General features: G+C 60.8%; 21 protein-coding genes and 1 pseudogene. 11 read left to right on the forward strand and 11 right to left on the reverse strand.

Features of this window, described 5'->3' with window-relative positions:
- The first annotated feature begins 108 nt into the window (after window positions 1-108).
- Window positions 109-882, forward strand: coding sequence for a hypothetical protein (locus tag HZR20_RS12650; RefSeq protein WP_181687105.1), 774 nt, complete (start codon window positions 109-111; stop codon window positions 880-882).
- A 581-nt stretch (window positions 883-1,463) separates the two neighbouring features.
- Here the strand turns inward: HZR20_RS12650 and HZR20_RS12655 are convergent.
- Window positions 1,464-2,471 (reverse strand): NAD(P)/FAD-dependent oxidoreductase, encoded by a 1,008-nt coding sequence (locus HZR20_RS12655; RefSeq protein WP_181687106.1) that lies wholly within the window; start codon window positions 2,469-2,471, stop codon window positions 1,464-1,466.
- 266 nt (window positions 2,472-2,737) lie between these two features.
- Between HZR20_RS12655 and HZR20_RS12660 the strand changes: the two genes are divergently transcribed.
- On the forward strand, window positions 2,738-2,950 hold the full coding sequence (locus HZR20_RS12660; protein ID WP_181687107.1) for a hypothetical protein: 213 nt from the start codon (window positions 2,738-2,740) through the stop codon (window positions 2,948-2,950).
- 203 nt (window positions 2,951-3,153) lie between these two features.
- Window positions 3,154-3,543 carry a response regulator gene (locus HZR20_RS12665; protein WP_181687108.1) on the forward strand — a complete coding sequence of 130 codons (390 nt, stop codon included), beginning with the start codon at window positions 3,154-3,156 and terminating at the stop codon, window positions 3,541-3,543.
- A 130-nt stretch (window positions 3,544-3,673) separates the two neighbouring features.
- On the opposite strand, the pseudogene HZR20_RS12670 reads toward HZR20_RS12665, so the two are convergent.
- Window positions 3,674-5,616, reverse strand: a pseudogene (locus HZR20_RS12670) (3-hydroxyacyl-CoA dehydrogenase NAD-binding domain-containing protein).
- 207 nt (window positions 5,617-5,823) lie between these two features.
- On the opposite strand from HZR20_RS12670, the gene cysE reads away from it, so the two are divergent.
- The 3 genes from cysE (at window position 5,824) to HZR20_RS12685 (ending at window position 9,483) form a co-directional block, all read left to right on the forward strand.
- Window positions 5,824-6,378: a serine O-acetyltransferase gene (gene cysE / locus HZR20_RS12675; RefSeq protein WP_181687109.1), complete on the forward strand. Its 555-nt coding sequence runs from the start codon at window positions 5,824-5,826 to the stop codon at window positions 6,376-6,378.
- A 37-nt stretch (window positions 6,379-6,415) separates the two neighbouring features.
- On the forward strand, window positions 6,416-6,988 hold the full coding sequence (locus HZR20_RS12680) for a DNA-3-methyladenine glycosylase family protein (protein ID WP_181687110.1): 573 nt from the start codon (window positions 6,416-6,418) through the stop codon (window positions 6,986-6,988).
- Between the two features lie 236 nt (window positions 6,989-7,224).
- Window positions 7,225-9,483, forward strand: coding sequence for a beta-glucosidase (locus HZR20_RS12685; protein ID WP_258560445.1), 2,259 nt, complete (start codon window positions 7,225-7,227; stop codon window positions 9,481-9,483).
- 660 nt (window positions 9,484-10,143) lie between these two features.
- Here the strand turns inward: HZR20_RS12685 and dnaJ are convergent.
- The 7 genes from dnaJ to HZR20_RS12720 form a co-directional block, all read right to left on the reverse strand.
- The gene (dnaJ, locus tag HZR20_RS12690; protein ID WP_181687111.1) at window positions 10,144-11,313 is read right to left on the reverse strand and encodes a molecular chaperone DnaJ; all 1,170 of its coding nucleotides are present in this window, start codon (window positions 11,311-11,313) and stop codon (window positions 10,144-10,146) included.
- Between the two features lie 282 nt (window positions 11,314-11,595).
- Window positions 11,596-12,294 (reverse strand): competence/damage-inducible protein A, encoded by a 699-nt coding sequence (locus HZR20_RS12695; RefSeq protein WP_181687112.1) that lies wholly within the window; start codon window positions 12,292-12,294, stop codon window positions 11,596-11,598.
- Window positions 12,295-12,361: 67 nt separating this feature from the next.
- A complete protein-coding gene (locus tag HZR20_RS12700; RefSeq protein WP_181687113.1) occupies window positions 12,362-13,117 on the reverse strand; it encodes a DUF5803 family protein in 756 nt (251 codons plus the stop codon).
- On the reverse strand, window positions 13,114-13,800 hold the full coding sequence (locus HZR20_RS12705) for a DUF2110 family protein (protein ID WP_181687114.1): 687 nt from the start codon (window positions 13,798-13,800) through the stop codon (window positions 13,114-13,116). The genes HZR20_RS12700 and HZR20_RS12705 overlap by 4 nt, the downstream gene beginning before the upstream one ends.
- Entirely contained in the window at window positions 13,800-14,324 is a 525-nt protein-coding gene (locus HZR20_RS12710) for a transcription factor (RefSeq protein WP_181687115.1), read from the reverse strand. Before HZR20_RS12710 ends, HZR20_RS12705 begins: the two co-directional genes overlap by 1 nt.
- A gap of 55 nt (window positions 14,325-14,379) precedes the next feature.
- Window positions 14,380-14,931 carry a tRNA (cytidine(56)-2'-O)-methyltransferase gene (locus tag HZR20_RS12715; protein ID WP_181687116.1) on the reverse strand — a complete coding sequence of 184 codons (552 nt, stop codon included), beginning with the start codon at window positions 14,929-14,931 and terminating at the stop codon, window positions 14,380-14,382.
- Between the two features lie 23 nt (window positions 14,932-14,954).
- Window positions 14,955-15,644, reverse strand: coding sequence for a DsbA family protein (locus tag HZR20_RS12720; RefSeq protein WP_181687117.1), 690 nt, complete (start codon window positions 15,642-15,644; stop codon window positions 14,955-14,957).
- Window positions 15,645-15,735: 91 nt separating this feature from the next.
- Between HZR20_RS12720 and HZR20_RS12725 the strand changes: the two genes are divergently transcribed.
- The 5 genes from HZR20_RS12725 (at window position 15,736) to HZR20_RS12745 (ending at window position 19,608) form a co-directional block, all read left to right on the forward strand.
- Window positions 15,736-16,494 carry a DUF2797 domain-containing protein gene (locus tag HZR20_RS12725; protein WP_309484934.1) on the forward strand — a complete coding sequence of 253 codons (759 nt, stop codon included), beginning with the start codon at window positions 15,736-15,738 and terminating at the stop codon, window positions 16,492-16,494.
- A gap of 85 nt (window positions 16,495-16,579) precedes the next feature.
- A complete protein-coding gene (locus HZR20_RS12730) occupies window positions 16,580-17,569 on the forward strand; it encodes a DUF7490 domain-containing protein (protein ID WP_181687119.1) in 990 nt (329 codons plus the stop codon).
- Window positions 17,566-17,898: a hypothetical protein gene (locus HZR20_RS12735; protein WP_181687120.1), complete on the forward strand. Its 333-nt coding sequence runs from the start codon at window positions 17,566-17,568 to the stop codon at window positions 17,896-17,898. Before HZR20_RS12730 ends, HZR20_RS12735 begins: the two co-directional genes overlap by 4 nt.
- Before the next feature lie 43 nt (window positions 17,899-17,941).
- Window positions 17,942-18,343 carry a hypothetical protein gene (locus HZR20_RS12740; RefSeq protein WP_181687121.1) on the forward strand — a complete coding sequence of 134 codons (402 nt, stop codon included), beginning with the start codon at window positions 17,942-17,944 and terminating at the stop codon, window positions 18,341-18,343.
- Between the two features lie 134 nt (window positions 18,344-18,477).
- The gene (locus tag HZR20_RS12745; RefSeq protein ID WP_309484935.1) at window positions 18,478-19,608 is read left to right on the forward strand and encodes an outer membrane lipoprotein carrier protein LolA; all 1,131 of its coding nucleotides are present in this window, start codon (window positions 18,478-18,480) and stop codon (window positions 19,606-19,608) included.
- Window positions 19,609-19,663: 55 nt separating this feature from the next.
- On the opposite strand, the gene HZR20_RS12750 is transcribed toward HZR20_RS12745, so the two are convergent.
- Window positions 19,664-20,011 carry a helix-turn-helix transcriptional regulator gene (locus tag HZR20_RS12750; protein ID WP_181687123.1) on the reverse strand — a complete coding sequence of 116 codons (348 nt, stop codon included), beginning with the start codon at window positions 20,009-20,011 and terminating at the stop codon, window positions 19,664-19,666.
- A gap of 25 nt (window positions 20,012-20,036) precedes the next feature.
- Complete coding sequence (locus tag HZR20_RS12755; protein ID WP_181687124.1) at window positions 20,037-20,777, reverse strand: NRDE family protein; 741 nt, start codon at window positions 20,775-20,777, stop codon at window positions 20,037-20,039.
- Window position 20,778 lies beyond the last annotated feature (1 nt).

Genomic DNA, 20,778 nt, shown 5'->3' on the forward strand with positions numbered 1-20,778 from the left:
GTGCTGAAATGTGCCGTCAGAAACGTCGAACTAGCGCTTGACGCCTCTACCCGTGGAAATTAAGCATCTAAACAAGGCCCAGCCACTGTAATAGGCGGAAGCCTAACTGTGGCTGGCATTGCGAGTGGATCACAAAGTCACACACTGAGTGAATTCAAAGAAGACCTAAATAATGCGTTTGAAATTAGGGACCAAGGAGGCTCAATTGAGGAGTGGAGAAGCTATCTTGTGAATCAGGGTTACTCTGTAGGCGACGCTGTTTACAGCTACCCAGAAGATCATCCCGATGGGGTCACTAATATTATTGAGCCTGACCACTTAGCAAATAAGAAGGATTTGGATATCCATATTTCTTTAGTAGGCCCGAAAGATCTCTCGGATTATGGAGAGACATATGCTGCGTCACTCGATATGAAATATATTGAAGACGGCGATCTAATACATGACACACAGGGAGAACCTCCGGTTGATCTCGCTGGATTTGGTTACCATGACCCGCATTGGGAATTAATCACTAATGATCTCTCAGAGGCCACAGAGACCTCCGAAAATATAAATTATCGAGATGGGTCCTATTCAACCGGAGGGTTAGCGTTTGATGTATATGACGAAGACCTAACTATAGTTACTAATGGCTCACCTACAGAGCAGTGTACAGTGTTTTTGAACCCAACTGGTGACGCAGACCCGGAAGAACGGATTGTCCATGGTGACTACCATCATACTTGGAATGAGATAGAAATTCAAGGTGTTTCTATTAATCCGTCAGGTTTGTCAGTAGTTGTAAGCGATGAAGCTCAAGAATGGGAAACAGATACTACAAGGTACGGTGAAGAAATTCTTAAACTTTCTCAAGCAGACGCAACTCCGCCACTGTTTTAGAAGTCTCTGTTTTTGCTTGAACCGTTTGAATTTCATCTGTCAGTTGACCCATCATCATTTAATACCCGCTCTTGTCCTCACTGTTGCATCCGGTCGCTTCTCAGTCGTCGATGTCGGTCACGTAAAGCCGCGTGCAGACGACATCCCTAACAGACGCTCCACTTATTCGAGTGCCTCGACAACCGTTTCCCAGGGCATGGCAGGTCTGTGTTCCGGGGTCACCGGGCGGAGGACCTCGCCATTTTCGTCGATCGCCGTCGTTCTGGCGACGTGTCCCTGGTAACCGGCCTGAATCACCCATGAATAGCCGACCAAAGCCTCCCATTCAATACACGCCGAGACCCGGATCCGTTCCGGGGGTCATAAGCTGGGCTCGACAGAAAATCTTGGCGACCGTCCGATCGGACGGCTACGCCGCGTTCGCACACGCTGGACTGCAGTAGCCCCGTTCGGCAGCGTTCGAATCGGGGTGTGCCTTGAACGATTCGCCACAGCCGTTGCAGGTGTACGTTTCGAAGTCCGACATGCCATTCGGTGGGTGACAGCCCGGAAACCAAGATAGTTTTGGACGTCTCAGTTCGTCACTGGAGCGCGCGACCGGCTTTGAGGCCACTCCGGAGAGCGGCCCGCGTCCGCCCGATGCCTTCGACCCAGTCGCCAGCGAGTGCAAGATCCGCGTCGAGAGCGTCCTCGACCAGCGATTCGTCCGGTCCACGAGTCGGGACCGCTGCTCCCCATCGCTGGTACTCCCACCAGGTCGGCTCGTCGAGTCGGTCGTCATCGAGCAGTTCCACCGCACGCTGACTCGCGATCTCGGCGGCGGCGGCCGGTGACGTCTGGGGATGGGTCACCGCCCACCCCGGGCCGAACTGGACGATGACCATTCCTTCGCCGTCTGGCACGTGGCCCGGCTTGTGCCCTTCGTTCGAGACCCATGCGACGTCGTAGACACCCTCCTCGCTGACGAGACCGAAGAATTCGGTATCGACCTCGAACGGATAGTGCAACGCAACGGTATCCATCGTCCGGTAGGGAATCTCGTCTGCGGTCGTCGCTAATCGACCCCGGAGCGGATCGTCCCAATCGGCCGTCTCGAACAGCACTGAGGCCGATGCGCCCGGTACTGCCAAGACGACTGCATCGAAGTCCTCTTCGCCGTCTTCGGTCGTCACTCGCCAGCCGTCCGAGAGTCGCTCGAGTCGGGTGACCCCGACGCCGACTTCGAGATCCGCTTCACTTTCTTCGATCATGCCACGGACGATCCCATCGAGGCCGTCACGCGTCGTCCAGCGTGGATTCTGCGGCGTCTGTCCGGGGGCGATCTCCCCGTCGGCGTCGAAGCGCCAGACTGGAGTCTCAATCTCGACGAGGACATCGCTTGCTGCCGTCTCGATGACGGATTGTAAGTTCTCGTCCCCGACTTCGAGGTAGTTCGCACCGAAGTCGAAGATACAGCCGTTCCGGCGTCGACTCGCCATGCGACCTCCAACAGTGTCCATTTCGTAGACTGTCGTGTCGGCGTCATCGAGTGCGTGGGCCGCCCCAGCCCCGGCGATCCCGCCGCCAACGATACAGATGCGTTTAGTCATGCCCACACTTCGATGGGTGGCACCTAAAGAGCCGCCTTGGAGGCAGGTTCTGTGACAATTTCGGGGAGACTGCTCTGGAATGGGCCAGTGAGGGCCGTCTTGTTTGCTCTTGGGGCCACATACGGAGAGATTTTCTGCCCCGAAATGGGTCGACCTCGGCATTTTCGCGGGGCCGGCGACGAGTTGCTTTCACTACCGACGCTGGCTACTGTGCGTAATTATATCTAATTACTTTTTTGTGTCTCCGGTGTTGAGGTGGTCAGTACATGCTGCCGATCGAACGACTGCGGTCGAGGCTCCGGGCTGGCACGCGAACTGATGCCGTGCTCGTCGGGTTGCCGCTCGCGTTTATCGGGATCTTCGCCGTTTCAAACGGCGTGTGGGCGTCGACCGATAATGCGCTCATGCTGGCTTCGATCGTCTGCGCCTCACTTATCCTCGACAGCTTGTTTGTCCATCCGCCGACCGAATCGGGGTGAGTCTGACCGTCGTCTCAGTAGCTGTGACTCGGGTGGATACATCTACCAGACAGATCTGGCTAGTACCGACGAATACCTGTTGGCGATGAGCACTTGTGCCGACAAATGGCTACGAAGTGTACTGTTGTGACTTGGTGTGTCCAGCTATGCCCAAAACTAACTCAACGTTCAAGGGAGGGAAGGCCCAATCTCTACGTATCCAAATGACGGAGACGATCACAGTCTTGCTGGTCGACGAGGATCAGGACATCCTCGACATCACGGCCACGTTTCTCGAACGGGAAGACGAAGCACTGGACGTACTGCCAGTGACTGAGACAGCGACAGCGCTCGAAACAGTCCAAGAGCAGCCAGAGCGCGTCGATTGTGTGATCAGTGACTACAGCATGCCCGAGATGACTGGCGTCGAGTTTTTCCAGTCTGTCCGGGAGGTTGATCCGGACGTTCCGTTCTTCTTTTTCACCGGTCGTGACCGTCAGCAGATCGAAGCCGAACTCGGTGAGCAGTCAGTCACCGGCTACGTCCAGAAGGGGACTGGTACCGAACGATATGCCGACCTGGCGACAGAGATTCGTGACGCGGTTGACGCCTGATCAGGCTCTGGTAGACGCGAGATCAGTTCGTTCTCTACTGTGCCCGGTCGGTGTTGGCGAGCCATCGATCGGCAATCGACCGATCCGAACACTCGCCGTTGCAAAACCCAGTCGCCCCAGGATCTGGTGTTTATCTTCCGTCGAACGTGGGTTCGCGATCTTCCTGGAACGCGTCGATTCCTTCCATGAGGTCGTCCGTGTCCCGGAGCAACCCGAAGGCGCGTGATTCGATTTCAAGCCCGGCCTCGATATCGTCCTGGCCCTTGTGCATCGCACGCTTGGTCAGTCCCTGGGCGATCGGTGGCCCCGCTGCGAGGTCGGCCGCGAGTTCGTCGACCCGCGCCTCGAACTCGTCGGGATCGTGGACCTCGTTGACGAACCCGTACTCGGCCATCGATTCGGCGTCGAAGTGGTCGGCCGTGAAGATGATCTCCTTGGCCCGGCCTTCGCCGACGATCCGCTGGAGACGCTGGGTCCCGCCCCACCCGGGCATCAGCCCGAGATTGTGTTCGGTCTGTCCGAAGCGAGCGTCACTCGTGGCAATCCGGAGATCGGCGTGGGTCGCCAGTTCCATGCCACCGCCGAGACAGAAGCCGTCGATTGCCGCGAGGACTGGCATCGAACTCTCCTTGACCGCGCCGAATATTTCCTGGCCCTTCTGGGAGAGTTCCGCGACGTCGACCGCGTTCCCCTCGGTGATCGAGGAGAGGTCTGCGCCTGCCGAGAATGCGCGATCGCCTGCGCCTGCGAGAACCACCACGCGAACCGCGTCGTCATCGTCGAGGGTTTCGATCGCGTCAGCGAGTTCCTCGAGGAGGGTCGGGCTGATCGCGTTCATCCGCTCGGGTCGATCGATCGTGAGTCGGCCGATCCCGTCCTCGCGGTCGACCAGTAGTGTTTCGTAGTCGCTCATCGGTCAGTGAACCCTCCGGCGTCGGCTGCGGTCCGCAGATAATCGGCTACGTTGTACCGCTCGGCCCCGGACTCCTCGTAGGCTGCATCGAGTGTCTCGACGAGCGTTTCCAGCCCGGCCGCATCCGCCAGGGTGACTGCCCCTTCGGGAAAACCAGCGCCCAGCTGCATCGCCTGGTCGATCGCCTCGATCGTGGCGACGTCGTCTGCAAGCAGGTTCGCCGTCTCGTTGGCCATCACACCCAGTAGGTGGTGTTCGACTTCTGTACTGACGGGGGCTCCCTCATAATCCGTGCCGTCGTCGTAATCGTAGAAGCCCTCGCCGGTCTTGCGGCCGAGACGATCGTCATCGACGGCTGTCTCGAGCAAGGGGGCCGGTTCGTAGGCGTCGCCCAGGACCTCGTGGAGATAGTCCATGATGTGCAACGTGACGTCGTTACCGATCGTGTCGCTCAACTCGAAGGCACCCATCGGCAGGCCGATCGATGCCGTCGCGGTCGAATCGACTTCCTCGACGGTTGCAACCCCCTCCTCGACTAGCCAGGCAGCCTCGTTGAGCATCGGGATGAGGATCCGGTTGACGATGAAGCCCGGACTGTCCTTTTGCACCCGGACGGGCGTTTTCCCGAGATCCTCGGCAAGTGCCTCGACTGTGTCGAGGATCTCGTCGTCGGTGTGGGCCCCGCGAATGACCTCGACGAGATCCATCCGGGTCGGTGGATTGAAGAAGTGCATCCCGCAGAACTGGCCCGGACGATCGGTCAACTCCGAGAGATCGGTAATCGAGAGGCTGGAGGTGTTCGTGCCATAAATCGCCTGTTCGGGCGCGTATTCGTCGACTTCAGTGTAGACGGCTTCCTTGATGTCCATGTCTTCCGGGACGGCCTCAATGACGACGTCGGCGTCACTGACAGCGTCCTCGACCGGGACGACCGGATCGATCCGGTCGCGTGCCGCGTCGGCGTCGGCCTCGGTGATGTACTCCCGATCGGCCATCTTCGCCAGGCTCGAGTCAATCTGGTCGTAGCCGTTCTGGACAAGGTCCTCGTTGATGTCGCGCAACCGGACCTGGTAGCCCGACAGAGACGCGACTTGCGCGATGCCGTGGCCCATCGTTCCCGCACCCAGTACCGCAATCGTGTCGATATCGTTGATGGTCATACGTTCGTTCGGGAAGACGACTGGCAGGCTGTTTAAACTTCGCTTCCGACAACAATTCGTCAATTTACGCAGTTACATCGCACTCGCGTTGATCGAACGGGTTTAAATACGAGAGTCGGCTAGCCGGTATATACACGGTCGACTGTCCGGCCGGTGTTCTTCACTGGACCACCCAGCACGGACGGCGACCCGCTTCAGCCCCTATCCATGTTTGAGCACATCCGCGAGGACGTTCGTACAGCGAAGGCAAAGGATCCGGCGGCTCAATCCACACTGGAAGTATTTCTCACCTATCCCGGCCTGCACGCGGTCTGGCTGTATCGTGTGGCACACGTCCTGTGGGGGGACGGGTATCGACTCACGGCCCGCCTCATCTCCCATTTGAGCAGGCTCCTGACTGGCGTCGAAATCCATCCGGCTGCCGATATCGGCGACCGGGTGTTCATTGACCACGGCATGGGCGTCGTAATCGGTGAGACGGCCGATATCGGTGACGACGTGATGATGTATCACGGCGTGACGCTGGGCGGCAACTCAATGCGGCGGACCAAGCGCCATCCGACCGTCGAAGACGGCGCAACATTGGGCGTCAACGCGACGTTGATCGGCAATATCACGATCGGCGAGAACGCCACAGTCGGCGCAGGGGCGACAGTCATCGAGGACGTACCCGCGGGTGAGACAGTCGCCGGCGTCCCTGCCGAACCCATCGACGGGACGGCGACGCTAGAAGCACCTGTCGCCGGCGAGGACGACGACTGACCACAATCTTTTTCGGCCCAGAATTTGCCGATTGTCCATGGCGGACCCATATGATTCACTCCGGGACGATCCGGCGATGGCAGCGCTCGTGGACGAGCATGGCGAACTCTCTATCGAACCGGCCGCGGACCCCTTCGAGCGTATCGTCATTTCAGTGGTCCGTCAACAACTGGCGATTGCCGCCGCCGACGCGATTGAGGAAGCGCTCTTTGACCACTTCGAGGTGACGCCGACGGCCTTACGGAACGCACCCGTCGAAGAGCTACGGGAAGTCGGTGTGTCCGAACGGAAAGCGGAGACGATCCGCAACCTCGGGAAAGCGTTCGCCGACCGTGACTATTCGCGCGAGGCGTTCGCCGAACGATCCGACGAGGCGGTGATCGACGAACTGACCGAAATTTCCGGAATCGGACCCTGGACAGCGAAGATGTTCTGCATGTTCGCGCTTGGTCGAGAGGATGTCTTCCCGGTCGAAGACCTCGGCATCCGACGCGGGATGCAGACAGTGTATGGGAACGAGATGACGCGCTCTGCGATGGTCGATCACGCCGAAGTGTGGCGCCCGTATCGGTCTGTCGCATCGCTGTACCTCTGGCAGGTCGTCGACTGAGCCGACCTGCTGGCAGGAGAGAGCGTCCACCTCTCGTTGAAATCTATGATGCATCTTTTCAGCAACGGTTATTACGGTAGAGGATAACGTTCGGATCGACGCTGACCCACACGTGTAGACTGGCTGCTCGTCGCGGGTTACATCGACCGGGCGGCTTGGCCGTTTGGCACTCGTTGCGGATCTGCTCGATGGGCACCCGTGACGCGGGGTCTAGCAACGATCGAGAGACATACATCATGACATCCGAACAGATGACCGCTGACTCGGGCACTGACGTGGCCAGTGATCGGGTCGAGAACCTGGTGAATCGACTGACGCTCGAAGAGAAGATCGACATCGTCCACGGGGACGTCGATCCGGATGGGATCGCGACGGGATACGTCCCGCCGAACGAACGACTCGACATTCCGTCACTGTCGTTGATCGACGGGCCGCTGGGCGTCCGTGCCGGTGATGGAACGGCGGCGACTGCGTTTCCGGCGTCGGTCGCGCTGGCCTCGGCCTGGGATCCGGACCTCGCCCGAGAGATGGGCGAGACGATGGCGGCCGAAGCGCGCGCACTGGATCAAGATGTGCTGTTGGCTCCCGGATTCAACATCATGCGGGTGCCCCAGTGTGGTCGCCTCTTCGAATACTACTCCGAAGACCCGCACCTGAACAGTCGGATCGCAGTCGGGTCCGTCGAGGGAATCCAAGCAGGCGACGTCGCTGCCTGTGGGAAACACTACGTGGCGAACAACCAGGAGACTGCTCGGATGGAAATGAACGCCAACGTCGGCGACCGGGCGCTCCGGGAACTCTATCTGCGCGCCTTCGAGGCCGTCGTCAAAGAGGCCGACGTCGCCTCGATCATGGCTGCCTACAATCACGTTAATGGCACTCACGCGACCGAGAATCGGCGACTGCTTACTAACATTCTCAAAGACGAGTTCGGGTTCGACGGCTTTGTCGTCTCGGACTGGTGGGCGACGACGGATGGTCCCGCGGCCGCCAGGGCGGGACTCGATCTCGATATGCCGGGGGCCACGATCGCTGAGATGGCAACCGACAGGAACGTCCTCTATCGGGCGATCAACACTTTCTCGACGTTCGACTGGTTCTCTCAGGACGATGCGACGGAACTGATCACCTCGATCGTCGGCCTCGAATCGAGCGAGTGCCGAGTACATCGCTCAGAGAAGTTCGACGGCGACCTTCTGGAGGCAGTCGAAGATGGTCGGATCGACGAGTCGGTCCTCGACGAGAAGGTCCGCCGAATCCTCGGGCAGATGGATCGGTTCGGTCTACTCGACGGCGAACAGCCGGACGGTGAGATCGACACCCCGGCCCACCACGAACGATCCCGTGACGTCGCCCAGCGTGGGACCGTCCTCCTGCAAAACGAGGACGACATGTTGCCACTCTCGACCGATGACCTCGACGAGCTCGCGTTGATCGGCCCGCACGCCGACGAACCGAAGGTCGGTGGCGGCGGCAGTTCCGAGGTCGATCCCTCCTCGAAGATCGGGCCGCTCGACGGCATCAAGTACCGCGTCAGCGGTGACGTCGACGTGACCTTCGAGCGCGGTGGCCCACCTGTCCAGGGCGGCGACGACCGGGACGTCACCGTCTGGAACCTCTCTGCGGAGACCGTCGTCGACTCGGTGTTCGGTGACGACGACGACCCTGCAGACCCCCCGATGGGCCCGGCAGTCGAGGCTGCCAAGGACGCTGATGTCGCTGTCCTCGTAGTTCAAGACGCCGCGACGGAGGACTTCGACCGCCCGCTGTCGCTGCCGAACAATCAGGACGAACTCGTCTCGACGGTTGCTGAGGCCGCCGAGGAAACAGTCGTCGTCCTTCGGACGGCAGGCCCCGTCGAAATGCCCTGGTCCGACGAGGTCGAGGCCATCGTCGAAGCCTGGTACCCCGGCCAGGAGGACGGTCGCGTCATCGCGTCGCTCCTGTTCGGCGATGCCGAACCGTCCGGTCGACTGCCGGTCACGTTCGGCGAGCGCCCCGGCGATTACTCCGTGAACACCCGCCGGCAACACCCCGGTATCGAAATGGATGCGGAATACTCCGAGGGAATTTTCGTCGGCTACCGACACTTCGACGCCGAGGACATCGAGCCGCTGTTCCCGTTCGGCCATGGCCTGAGCTACACTGACTTCGAGTACGACGAGGTGACCGTTGAGGCAGGTGACGGCCCCGAAGCGACGGTGGAGGTCACCGTCGAGAACGTCGGCGACCGCGACGGCTACGAGGTCGTCCAGGCGTATCTCGGCCAGGATGACCCATCGGTCGAACGCCCGCCCAAAGAGCTGGCTGCCTTCGAGTCGGTCGAACTTGCTGCCGGCGAGGCCCAGACAGTCACGCTCTCGATCGAAGAGCGTGACTTCGCCTACTACGACGAAGACGAGGCAGCCTGGACGGTCGAAGACGGCGACTATACGGTGTCGGTTGGTCGCTCTTCCCGGGATATCGTCACGACCGAGACCGTTACCGTCGAGTAAGAGTCTCTCAGGTCTTGCTCGAGTGTGGCGTGGTATAGAACGCGTCCCTCAGTCTATTTGTCCAAGTCTTGTCGAGATCTCTGTCCAAGATGGAGGGCGCGTATCTGGGACTGTCTGATTTGTCGCTGTGTGACCAGTCGCTGAGTCATCGGGGAACGAGTATCCGAATCACGTCTTCTCCACGTTCGTGAGCTGTTTCTTGACAGAATTCAGCAGTCACTCGTGAAAGTGCACCCAATTCTCAGTTCGGATAAACTCTGTTTCACCACAGGCACCGCACGATTCCGGAGCCTCGAAATTGTGATTGGCCGGTGACTCATGAACTGGCGTTCCAGCATGCGTCACGTGACAGTTCGTACAGACGAATTCTTCTACTTTCTCAGGACTGTGGGCCATATAATAAAAAACACAACTTAGATATATAAAACTATTGTCCTTTTTCGACATTCTCGCAAGCGCGTCCGTACAGCGAAGCCGTCCAAATTACGTCACGAAACGAAGTTTCAGTATTGACTACAGACGCTATCTCTTCCCTTGTTCTCCGAACCCTACTCTCCAGACATTTCTCCCCGGGCCATCCTGCAGTGGCTCGGCAGTGCACGATTCTATGACACGCGACGGGGTTCGTCCGATCCTCGCTGTTTTGTAAGCTCGTCGCGGTTACAACGAACTTTTCAGCCGGTCGAAAAAGCCCTGCTCGACGTCGATCTCTTCGCCGCTGGCCTCGGCAAACTGTTCGAGTGCATCGCGCTGTTCGTCGGAGAGCGATTCGGGCGTATACACCTGGGCTGTCACGAGTAAGTCGCCGTGACCGCGCCGGCGCAGTCGCGGCATGCCTTTGTCTTGCAGGCGGAACGTCTCGCCGCTCTGGGTTCCCGCCGGCACGTCGAGTTCGACGGGGCCGTCCAGGGTCGGCACTTCGATCGTATCGCCGAGGGCGGCCTGCGGGAACGTGATCGGTGCCGTGTGATGCAGGTCCGCCCCATCGCGTTCGAATTCTTCGTGATCTTCGATTTCTATTTCGATCAGCAGGTCGCCGTTCGGGCCGTTGTTCTCACCGGGCGCACCCTCCCGGTCCATACGAAGGGACTGGCCAGCTTGGATCCCGGCCGGCACTTCAACGGAGAGTGTTGCTTCGTTGCGGACCTGGCCATTGCCACTACAAGTCGAACACGTTTCGGTGTGGAGTGATCCTTCACCGTCACAGCGCGGACAGGTTGTCGTCTGTTGGACGCGACCCATCGGCGTCCGCTGGACGCGAGTTACCTGGCCACGCCCCTCACATTCGGGGCAGTCTCGACTGTCCGCACTCGGCGGGTGCCCGCTGCCGCCACAATCTGAACACGTCTCCGGGCGCGTGACGCTAAACTGTTTTTCGACACCCTCGTGGGCATCTTCGAGATCGATCGTCAATCTGGTTTTGAGGTCTTGACCCTGCTGTGGCCGGTTCGATTGGCGGCGACCACCGCCACCGAAGAACTGGTCGAAGATGTCACCCATATCGCCAAAGGGCCCGCCACCGCCAAAGGGGTCACCGCCGGCGCGTCGCTGTCCACCGGCGCGCCCCCCGCCACGACCGCTATCGTCGAAGCCACCACGCTTTTCGGCTTGCTCGAAACGATCGTGGCCCAGGCGGTCGTAGGCCTGGCGCTTTTCGTCATCGGTCAGGACTTCTTTGGCTTTCTTGACTTGCTTGAACTTCTCTTCGGCGTCCGGATCGTCACTGACGTCGGGGTGATACTCGCGTGCCTTCTCGCGATAGGCTTCTTGGATGTCCTCGTCGCTCGCGTCCCGTGAGACCCCCAGTACGTCGTAGAAATCCTCGCTCATTCGTTATCCCGAGGTAGGCGATTGAGACACTTCAAAAGCCCGGGTCGATGACGGTCGTACGCAACTGCTCTCTGCCGCCACCCAAACTGCGCCGGTGGCACTGATTTCTGCGGGACGATGATTTAAGCCCGACGGTACCAATCACCAATATATGTTCGTTCCATTGGCGGCCGGCGTCGATGCGGCGGTGATCAATGCGGCCGGGGCTATCGTCACTATCGGCAGTATCGTTCTCGCCTTGGCCTGGTGGCGGCACCTCGCACGCTGAGCCTGGGTGTGCGGTCACGCCTGGTCTTCCGGGCGGTCGACGCGTTCGCGAAGCCACGCGGCGGCCGCCTCGACTTCCGTTTTGTCTGGGCCGGAGAGTTTGAGCCGAACGGTCTCACCGGGATAACTCCCGATCGTCACGTCGAATCGTTTGCCTGCGGTTTCGATGCGATCGAGGAGTGCGCTTTCGGGTTCGGCTGCGTAGACCGTTTCGACGTGGATCGTTTCGCCGGCGAACTCCTCGGCGACTTCTGCAAACATCGCCTTCATTTCTTCGGGCACGCCCGGCAGGACGTAGACGTTCGCCAGCACGCACCCGGGCGCGACTCCCTCGTGGTTTCGAATCATCCGCGCCCCCTCGGGTATCTTGGCGGTCCCCTCCGTGAGATCGTCACGGGCGTAGCCGTGGTGGGATTCGATCCACTCCAGTGCGTCCTGGCTCGCTTCGAGGTCGACCCCGAACGTCTCAGCCACGGCATCCATCGTCACGTCGTCGTGTGTCGGGCCGACGCCTCCGGTCGTAATTACGGCGTCGTAGCGTCTGCGGTAGTCATCGACGACGGTGGCGATTTCGTCGATCTGATCGCGAATGACTGTCACCCGTTCGAGCCGGACGCCACGGTCGGCCAGCTGGCGGCCGAGCCAGGCGGCGTTCGTGTTGACCGTCTCCCCGGCCAGCAACTCGTCACCGATCGTGACCAGCGCCACGCGCATACGCTCTCTCGGGCCCTGGGGGACATAGCAGTGACGCACTCACGAGAACGGTTTCCTTCCGTGTCAGCTAGCCCATCCCCGGCGGCGGCCCACGATCCCGGGGGTCGTCCTCGGTGTCGACATCGAGCCCTAGCTCCTCCCGCTGGCCTTCGAGCTTCGAAATCTGTCGACGATAGTACGCCAGGCCGACCAGGCCAATCGTCAGCACGATCCCGCCCAGGCCGCCAAATAGCAACACGTCACGGTTCCGATAGAACGACACGAGGATCGTGTCCCGATCGACCGATTCCCACCTGACGACGACGCGTTCGTCTGCCGTCCGCGTGGTGTAGTTTCCGGGGACGGCACGCGAGACGAACGGAAGCGCGATTGCCCGTCCCGGTGGGAGGTGAACCTCGTGGGACCCGGAAACGACGACAGGCGTCCGGACATCGGGACCCGAACGGGCGACGGTGAACGCCGCAGTCCCGTTCCGTGCCGGGGGCTCGAGCGTCACCTTCGATCGACCTGTCTCGACTGCGAAAGCCGAATTGTTGACGACGGTCCCGTTCGGATAGCGAAACTTCAGTGCGGAGATCGGCAACGCCTGATTCGAGCCGAAGGCGTCTTCGAGGAACAACTCGATCGACGAGCGGTTGTTCACGTCCAGTACCGCCGTGTAGTTGTTCGTGTAGATGTGATAGGTCGCTGATGCGTTCGTCTCCCAGTCGTAGGTCGCGTTCTCCTCCAGATCGGCGTCGCTGACTGGCGAGAGACAGCCCGAAATCGCGAGTAGCACGAACAGGCCGACAACCGCGAGTGCGAGACGTCGCCGCCCGGTCATGGCACGATGGCTAGTAGTTCTGATGGGAGATACTGCCCGATACTGGCAAGTAACCCCGGCGGATCTGTCTCCTCCCGGCAGACGATACTCTGTTCGAGTAGTCCCAGTCGCTCGACGGTGACAATGTCTTCGGCGTGGCCAGCGCGGTTGACCGTCGCGCGCACTTCCGCCCGCGTGGCACTATTGACGGTGACCCGTCCTTCGCCCCGCGTCCACGCAAAGAGGCGATCGCGCTCGGCATCTGCCAGACGGCCGACTGCGGTGCCGTCGTCGGTGTCGCCCTCGTAGACGAACCGTATCGGGAGATGTTGGACGAGGCCGAACCGCGTCCGGAGCTGTGCTGGGGTCCCCTGGCCGAGACCGATGCTATCGGTTGGAATTCGGACCGTCCGGCCGGCATCAAGCACGAAGCCCTCGTCGTCCCAGGCTTCGAGCGTCCCGATGTATTCATCGCCGGCCTCGAGATGGGGCGTGATCGCGCCCCAGCGGTCGGCCAGGACGTTCCGGGCGACCGTGGCGTCGTCGCCGCTGATCGTTACCGACGGGAAATCGTCGTCACGGACACCGACATCGTAGGTTACGTCCAGTTCACCGAGATCGTCCGCCAACAGCGATTCGAGCGAATCGAGCGTTCGCTCGCGGGCCTCTCCCTCGACGTAGCACTTGGTAGCGAGAACGACCATCAGGCGTTGACGTCGATGTTGAGTTCGTCGACGAGCGCGTCGATGCGGTCGTCCATCGCATCAACCAGCGCCGTATTCTCCATGGACTCCAGTTGTGACCCACAGTCGGGACACTCGAAGTCGAAGTCCATCGCCTCCTCGAACTCGAAGCGGATACCACAGGCCTCACACAGGTAGAACTGGTGATCGAGTTCGTACTCGCGTCGATCGGTCAGTCCCTCGTAGAGTTCGTACATCTCACCTTCGAGTTGCTCGGGGATGTTGTCGTACTCGAACGTCCAGAGGTAAGTCAGCCACCCCGAGTCTTCGTCCCGAAGCCGGCGATAACTCGCCAGGTCGTTCTCGTAGAGAATGAACAGCGCTCGGCGGACGTCGTTGAGTTCCAACCCGAGTTCCTCGGCGAGTTCCTCGTCGGTCACCTCGCCCTCGGGCGGCGCAGCGGCGACGGGCATGCCCTTCGGTCCCACCAGCTCGTGGAGGTATTTCTGGATGACGGGATCCTCAAGGTATTCCTCAAAAGCCATTGTGTGCCCCTGGGGCCGTGAGTCGTTTAAATTCACCGAACCGCCGGTGGCGACATCACTCCTGTGGGTCGGCCTTCGAGTCGACGACCCGCTTGCCAGTCTCTTTGGGGATCACACGCTTCTCGGCGTCTTCGAACTCGCGGTCGAGTTCGCGCCCCTCGAACAATCGGTCGAGAAAGACAGCCAGCGCGGCGATCTCGGAGTGGGGCTGGTTGGTCACGCCCACATTCCAATCGGCGTGCTCGTACACTTCGAAGGGCACCTTCTCGGCACCGACGACGACCAGCAGCGGCCCGTCGTGGTGACGGGCCTGGATATCTTCGGTGACAGCCTGTACTGGCTCGCCGTACATCGTGAGGTGGGCGATCGCCCCGTCCCAGTTGCGTATCTGGCCGAGTGGTGCGTCCGTCACCGTTACCTCGAAGGGGCCACCGAAGCGATCGGTGATATCCGCAACTGTGTCCCGGCGGCCTGCCGCGACGTCTTCGAGGATGAGTCGGTCGGCACCCAATGCTCGTGCCGTTAGCCCGACGTGTGTCGTCGTCCGTTCGTCGCGACCAGGTCGATGTCCGAGGCGCAGCACCGTGACCGGTGGTCGTTCGTTCATGTATCTCTCTCGGATTCAGGCGGTTAGCTGGTTTCGATCGCTTCGTCGATCAGCGAGCGAACCTGGTCGGTCTGGAGTGCGTTGACTGCCTGGCCGCCGACGACGATCGCAGGCGTCCCACGAACACCGGCGTCTGAGGCAGCCTGCGTCGTCTTTCGAACTGCCTGATCGTACTCGCCGTCCTCCAGTGCCGTTCTGATCGATTCCGAGTCGTCGACGCCGGCCTCTTTGGCAAATCGTACCAGCTTGTCAGTCGTCGCCCACTGCTCGCTCTCGGGTGGCTGTGACCGCATGACGTGTTCGTGGAACGTCCAGTACCGGTCCGGGTCGGTATGCCAGACTGCCAGCCCTGCTCGTGCCGCCCGCGGTGCGTCGGGACCGAGGAACGGGCCGCGTGACGTGTAAGAGAGCGTTCTATACCGCAGGTCGATCGAACCCGGTTCGACGTAATCGGAAACGAGCGTGCCCAGCGAGCCAGTCGAGAAATCCGCACAGTAGGGACACTTCCAGTTGCCGATGTACGTAACGGTCACTGGCGCGTCGCCGGACCCCATCATAGCGTACGTGTACTCGTCGGGATTCGACGGGATCGGTGCATTGGTGACGGGACTGTCGATCGAGACGGTCGTCACGGCATCCGTCGAACTCCCACACCCCGCCAACGCCACGCCACATGCCGCGAGTACCCCACGTCGCGTCGCAGTACGTTTCATGCCGCTTCGTTGCAGGCACCTGCATATATGTCGTTCGTCACTCCGTTACTGTCCCGGCAACGCTAAGAACACCCTTCTCCAAGGGGATCGCGTGCAAGTTGTCGGGTACGAAACTGACGTCGGGGACGGCAGTCCCGCCCTCATCGTCGGTGAGGACGGATCGATCCGCCGGGAGTCACTCGATACCGGACGTGACCTCGCGTACACGCTTGAGACGCGCCATTGTGCCGGGACGATCGACGACGGCGGTCACCTGGCCTGCGAGGCACCGGAGACCCCATACTGCCCGCACCATACCGATCGGTGGCCCTGTGCGCGCTGTCGGGGCGACTGTGATCTCCCGCTTGAAAGTTGTCGCGAGGAACACGCGATCTATCTGGCGGCCTTTGCCCCGGACGTGTTCAAGGTCGGTGTGACGCGGTCCTGGCGGCTCGAAACCCGGCTTCGCGAACAGGGGGCCGAACGTGGGGCACACGTTCGGACTGTCGAGAACGGCCGGATCGCCCGCCAGATCGAAGCAGACATCGCCGAGACAGTCGGCGATAGCGTTCGCGTCGATCGCAAACGATCCGGTCTCCATCGAACTGTCGATCGAGATGTCTGGGAACAGCTTCTTGCTGAATTCGATATTCGGGACCGGTTCGTCTTCGAGTACGGGCTGGAACTTTCAGCCCAGCCCATTGCGGAGACGCTGTTGACGGGCACCGTTCGTGGCACGAAGGGGCGATTGCTCGTCCTGCAGCGACACGGCACCGTCTATGCTGTTGACATGCGCGATATCGTGGGCTATGAGGTCACCTCGACAGCATCGGATCAGGACGTCCAGGCCAGTCTCGGATCCTTCGAGTGAGGGCTGTCGAGTCGCCGCCGGACATAATCCAACAGTGTAAATACGTACCAAAAAACACTTATTGGCCACCGACGCTCCGGACAGTATGCGACGTGAGGGGTATCTCGCCGCCGCGATTGCGCTCCTGTCGGTCCTCGCTGTAGCCACGTTCCTCCTCGTTCCAGGGGCAGTTGCAACACACGAGACGACCGATCCCAGTAGCATCGGCATCGAAGAGGTGACTGTCGCCCCGGGGACAGTCACCGGTAACGCCGTGACCGTCCAGTTCGGGGTGGCACTCGATCATCGGGGTGGGCCAGCCGAAAACATCTCGCTCACTGTTCGGGCCATCGACGCCGAATCCGGGCTGGTCGCCGCTGAAACGTCGACGCAGGTCGCCGAGATCGTCGGCGATCGCGAACATCGGGCGAGAGCGAATCTGACGGTCGCTCGCGAGGGCGGGTACGACCTCGTGGCGATCCTCTACAGCGACGGTGAACGAATCGGCGTCGAGCGTGGATCGATCAGCGGCGTCGCGGGACTCTCCCCGACGACGATCGATTTCAAGCGCTTTGAGACGTCGATCCCGACTATCGACTACACGATCGAATCGGCTGGGGACGACCAGACAAGCCTGGCCGTTCGGACACGGCTCTGGAACAAAGGTGTCGAGCCAGCCGAGGGCGCGACCCTGGAGGTGGTCGCTCGGCAGTCGGATTCGAACGTCATCGCGGATCGGGCAACGATCGATGTCGATCGACTCGACTCCGGACAGACTGTCGCGCCGGACGCAGGACTGACAGTTCCCAGCGGCTACGGGTATCATCTGGATGCAATCCTGAAACACGACGGCGTGGTCGTCAGTTCCGCGTCCTCGATCGCGGATCTGGACCCGGAGCGGGAGATTGAAGCCGACACCACTTTCGAGAGTGTCCCATTCGAGGCTTCGGACTTCACCGAGGCCGAGGACGTGGGTGACTCGGACAGTCCGTCCCGACACACAACAGTGTCCGGACCGGGATTGGGGCCACTTTCGGCCCTGCTTGCCATGGCTGGCATCGCTCTCGTCTCGCGGCGATACGGAGGTGACCAATGACAACAGAATCAATCGGCGAACCTGACGGTACCGACGACGAGGGGGGACAAGACACTGACCGCGAAACGACCGAAGACAAAGCCAGGCAGCCATTGCCCGACGAACGGACTAGCAAGATCGTCGAGTATCTCGAACTCGGCGCGCTTTCCGTCCTCGCGTTGCTCGGTATCATCGCCGTCTTCGGGGCGTACACGAGTGCAATGGGCGCGATCGACACCTGGGTCGCCAGGGAATACGACTCGATCTTCAGGACGGTGTTCAACCTCGTCGTGCTCGGGTTGGTCGGGATCGGTCTCTCTGTACTCGTCCGTCGTCGGTTCGAATCCTGAATTGTTCGGAACGCTTTTCCACCGCGCGACGTTTCTCAGCCACATGGCAGACGACAACGAACGCGAGCAGGGCGAACCAGCGGAAGACGCTAACGGCGACGAGGACGAACAATCGTTCCGCGAGCGCGTCGAGGAGATCCGTCAGGAACGCGCCGAAGAGGGAGAGGACCGAGACATGGAAGATCGCCGCGAGCGCATGGAGGAGGCCATGGGTGGCGGTCCGGGCATGGGCGGCGGTGGCAATCCGTTTGCACAGATGATGAGTGGGATGATGGGTGGCGGCCCGGGCGGTCCGGGTGGCCGCGGTCCAGGCCAGATGGGACCGGAGGGCGAGGAGAGCGACAGCGGCAACGAGGAACTCTCCCGCGAGATGCGAAAGCTTCGTGACGAAGTCCACGACGTACGACGCGAACTCGAACGGATCGCGGACGCCCTCGAAGAATAAGTTCGCGTCGCGCCTCGTCGACGTTGTGCTGTGGGGCGACCGAAACAGCTATCATCGTCTCGATGGTGTTCCCGAACAGTTGGATGGATAGACTGCGTTCGAGGTCCACGATTCTGATCGCTGTGGTGATCGGCGTGGTCCTTCTTGGGAGTCTTGCGATCGGCGTCTGGGTCGCGGCTGAACCACCCGATTCCACCCCATCGTTCGACGATGTCCAACAGCAGCGAGGCAGTGTCAATGGACTCGTTGGCGTCCGAAAGACGGTATACAAGCGAGGCAACACGACGAGTGAGTCGGTCGAACGCGTCTGGTTACGACCGGGCACTGGTCAGTATCGTATCGAGGATATCCACGATGATCCCCAGTGGCCTGAACGGAAAGTGGCAAATGGGAGCAGTCTATGGCTGTACGACGATGATGCACAAACGGCGATACAGATCGACATTTCACAGACAGACCGCTCGTCGAGCGGCGATCGGATTGCTCGGTTGCTTGCCGTCGTGAGAGCGGCAGATGGACCGGTGACGGCGGGGAGTGTTGATCCGCTCCCTGTCGTCCCCGTCGCTAGCGAGCGTGATGGGACCACCAGGGGCATTGCTGGGCAAATTACTGTCGCGTACACTGGGACGGCGACCGTCGCCGGCCGGGATACGTACGTCCTGTCCCTTCGATCGACGGCGAACGCGGCCGGGGTGGTGTCGAACTTCTCACAGACGGTCTGGCTCGATCAGGAGTGGTACGTGCCGCTGAAGCGAACGACTGAATATCATCGTGACGGGACCCCTGTCAAGATCACGGTCAGCTACGAGAACGTCACGTTCAACCCCGGACTGTCCGACGAGCGTTTCCAGTTCGATCTGCCACCCAATGGGACTGTCAAAACCAACGAGACGCCAACACAGCAGCAGTTCGTCGATATCGCACAGCTACAGGCCGTCGCCAACTACTCCGTCCCGGAGCCGATACTCCCGGATTCGTTCGACCTTCGTGAGACGACCCGAACAGTCGGGAACGTCCGGAGTATTGGCCTGCGATACGCAAACGAGACGGCGACCGTGGCCGTCTCGAAAAGCAATCTAACCTGGTACCAGCCCCACACGGAGGGCCGGAATGTGTCCATTGGCTCTGAAACCGCAACGCTTCGGAACATCGGGACGGAACTCCGTATCTCCTGGACGTGTGCGGACGCTCGCTATTCTGTCGCTGGAACCGGCCTCTCAGCCGATCCGTTGATCGAAATCGCCAGGTCAGTCGCGTGTCGCTGATCGGGGATTCGGCCACGCACCACTCTCGTCAGATACCCTGCCGGAGTCTCGGCGGTCATTCCTCGTAAGCGAGGTTCATCAACCATTGCGTGAACTGGTCGCTGTGCATGTTGACCTCTTCGTCGCCGACGAACGGCGAGAGCATGTCGCCGGCCATCAACAGCGAGAAATCGAGGTCCTTCGCGGTTGGTGTTAGCAAGTACGTGTTGTGTCCCTCGTAGACCGCCTCATTGCGGTTGATGAGGTCTTGCTCGGCCAGGGAGTCGACGATGCGCGATCCCTTGCGTGAACTCACGTCCAGTTCTTTCCAGAAGTCACTCTGATGGATACCACCGGACTCTCGGACGAGTTCGAGGCCCCGGCGTTCGTCCTCTGAGAGGTCCAGTTCCGACTCGGCGCTCATACACACACTTGGGGCAGGTTGCCGCTTAAACTTGACCTTCGACACGTTGGTATTCGGTCTCACAGGGCGGCCCGCCGGCATACCAGTACGTCCGCCCGCCGTCACCGAGTTGTACCAATGACGACGAACGTGTGCCAAACCCGTCCCCATGCACGCAGACGCCGTACTCGTGATCGGCGATGACGCTCGCTGCTCGATCGAGCCATTCGTCGCCGGACTCGCCGGGGGTTGGTTGCAATGCTGTTTGTAGCTTATTCGCGTTTTCGGCCTGTTCACGCCCAGATGTCGCCCGAAATGCCGGTATCTGGTAGCGACCGTCAGCCCCGACGTTGACCACGACGTGGACACCAGGGTCGAGGGTCCTGACCGAGAGCGATCCGTCCCATTCGAGCAGTAGCGCCGCTCGGTCGTCAGCCACGACGAGATTGAACCCATCGTAACTGGTTCGATCGACAGCGCGTTCGACCGTTCGAGCCGCCTTCTCGGCGGTTTCGGTGTCGAGGGCGTCCTTGACCAGCAATCCACGTGAGCGCTCAGCGGGTGGCCCATCGTCGAGCCAGCGGTTCGTGATCGCGGCAAGGACGCCGTGCTCGTTGTATCCGAACCACGTGCCGCCCGCTGACTCGTCACGCGGTGCGAGTATCGCCGGGTTTGTCCCCCAGACGGTCGGGGGCTGGGCGGGACGGTCAGTGGCTTCGTCGCGGTTCGCGGCGACTGCAACTGGCACGTCGGCGAAGACCTGCCAGGCGAGGACCAGCGTACACACG

It is taken from the genome of Halorhabdus salina (assembly GCF_013839425.1).
In the GTDB taxonomy this organism is placed as follows: Archaea; Halobacteriota; Halobacteria; order Halobacteriales; family Haloarculaceae; genus Halorhabdus; species Halorhabdus salina.

Coding starts and splice junctions, on each gene's coding strand:
- HZR20_RS12655 (WP_181687106.1), bottom strand. CDS start 2,471: ATGACTAAACGCATCTGTATCGTTGGCGGCGGGATCGCCGGGGCTGGG.
- HZR20_RS12660 (WP_181687107.1), top strand. CDS start 2,738: ATGCTGCCGATCGAACGACTGCGGTCGAGGCTCCGGGCTGGCACGCGA.
- HZR20_RS12665 (WP_181687108.1), top strand. CDS start 3,154: ATGACGGAGACGATCACAGTCTTGCTGGTCGACGAGGATCAGGACATC.
- cysE (WP_181687109.1), top strand. CDS start 5,824: ATGTTTGAGCACATCCGCGAGGACGTTCGTACAGCGAAGGCAAAGGAT.
- HZR20_RS12680 (WP_181687110.1), top strand. CDS start 6,416: ATGGCGGACCCATATGATTCACTCCGGGACGATCCGGCGATGGCAGCG.
- HZR20_RS12685 (WP_258560445.1), top strand. CDS start 7,225: ATGACATCCGAACAGATGACCGCTGACTCGGGCACTGACGTGGCCAGT.
- dnaJ (WP_181687111.1), bottom strand. CDS start 11,313: ATGAGCGAGGATTTCTACGACGTACTGGGGGTCTCACGGGACGCGAGC.
- HZR20_RS12695 (WP_181687112.1), bottom strand. CDS start 12,294: ATGCGCGTGGCGCTGGTCACGATCGGTGACGAGTTGCTGGCCGGGGAG.
- HZR20_RS12700 (WP_181687113.1), bottom strand. CDS start 13,117: ATGACCGGGCGGCGACGTCTCGCACTCGCGGTTGTCGGCCTGTTCGTG.
- HZR20_RS12705 (WP_181687114.1), bottom strand. CDS start 13,800: ATGGTCGTTCTCGCTACCAAGTGCTACGTCGAGGGAGAGGCCCGCGAG.
- HZR20_RS12710 (WP_181687115.1), bottom strand. CDS start 14,324: ATGGCTTTTGAGGAATACCTTGAGGATCCCGTCATCCAGAAATACCTC.
- HZR20_RS12715 (WP_181687116.1), bottom strand. CDS start 14,931: ATGAACGAACGACCACCGGTCACGGTGCTGCGCCTCGGACATCGACCT.
- HZR20_RS12720 (WP_181687117.1), bottom strand. CDS start 15,644: ATGAAACGTACTGCGACGCGACGTGGGGTACTCGCGGCATGTGGCGTG.
- HZR20_RS12730 (WP_181687119.1), top strand. CDS start 16,580: ATGCGACGTGAGGGGTATCTCGCCGCCGCGATTGCGCTCCTGTCGGTC.
- HZR20_RS12735 (WP_181687120.1), top strand. CDS start 17,566: ATGACAACAGAATCAATCGGCGAACCTGACGGTACCGACGACGAGGGG.
- HZR20_RS12740 (WP_181687121.1), top strand. CDS start 17,942: ATGGCAGACGACAACGAACGCGAGCAGGGCGAACCAGCGGAAGACGCT.
- HZR20_RS12750 (WP_181687123.1), bottom strand. CDS start 20,011: ATGAGCGCCGAGTCGGAACTGGACCTCTCAGAGGACGAACGCCGGGGC.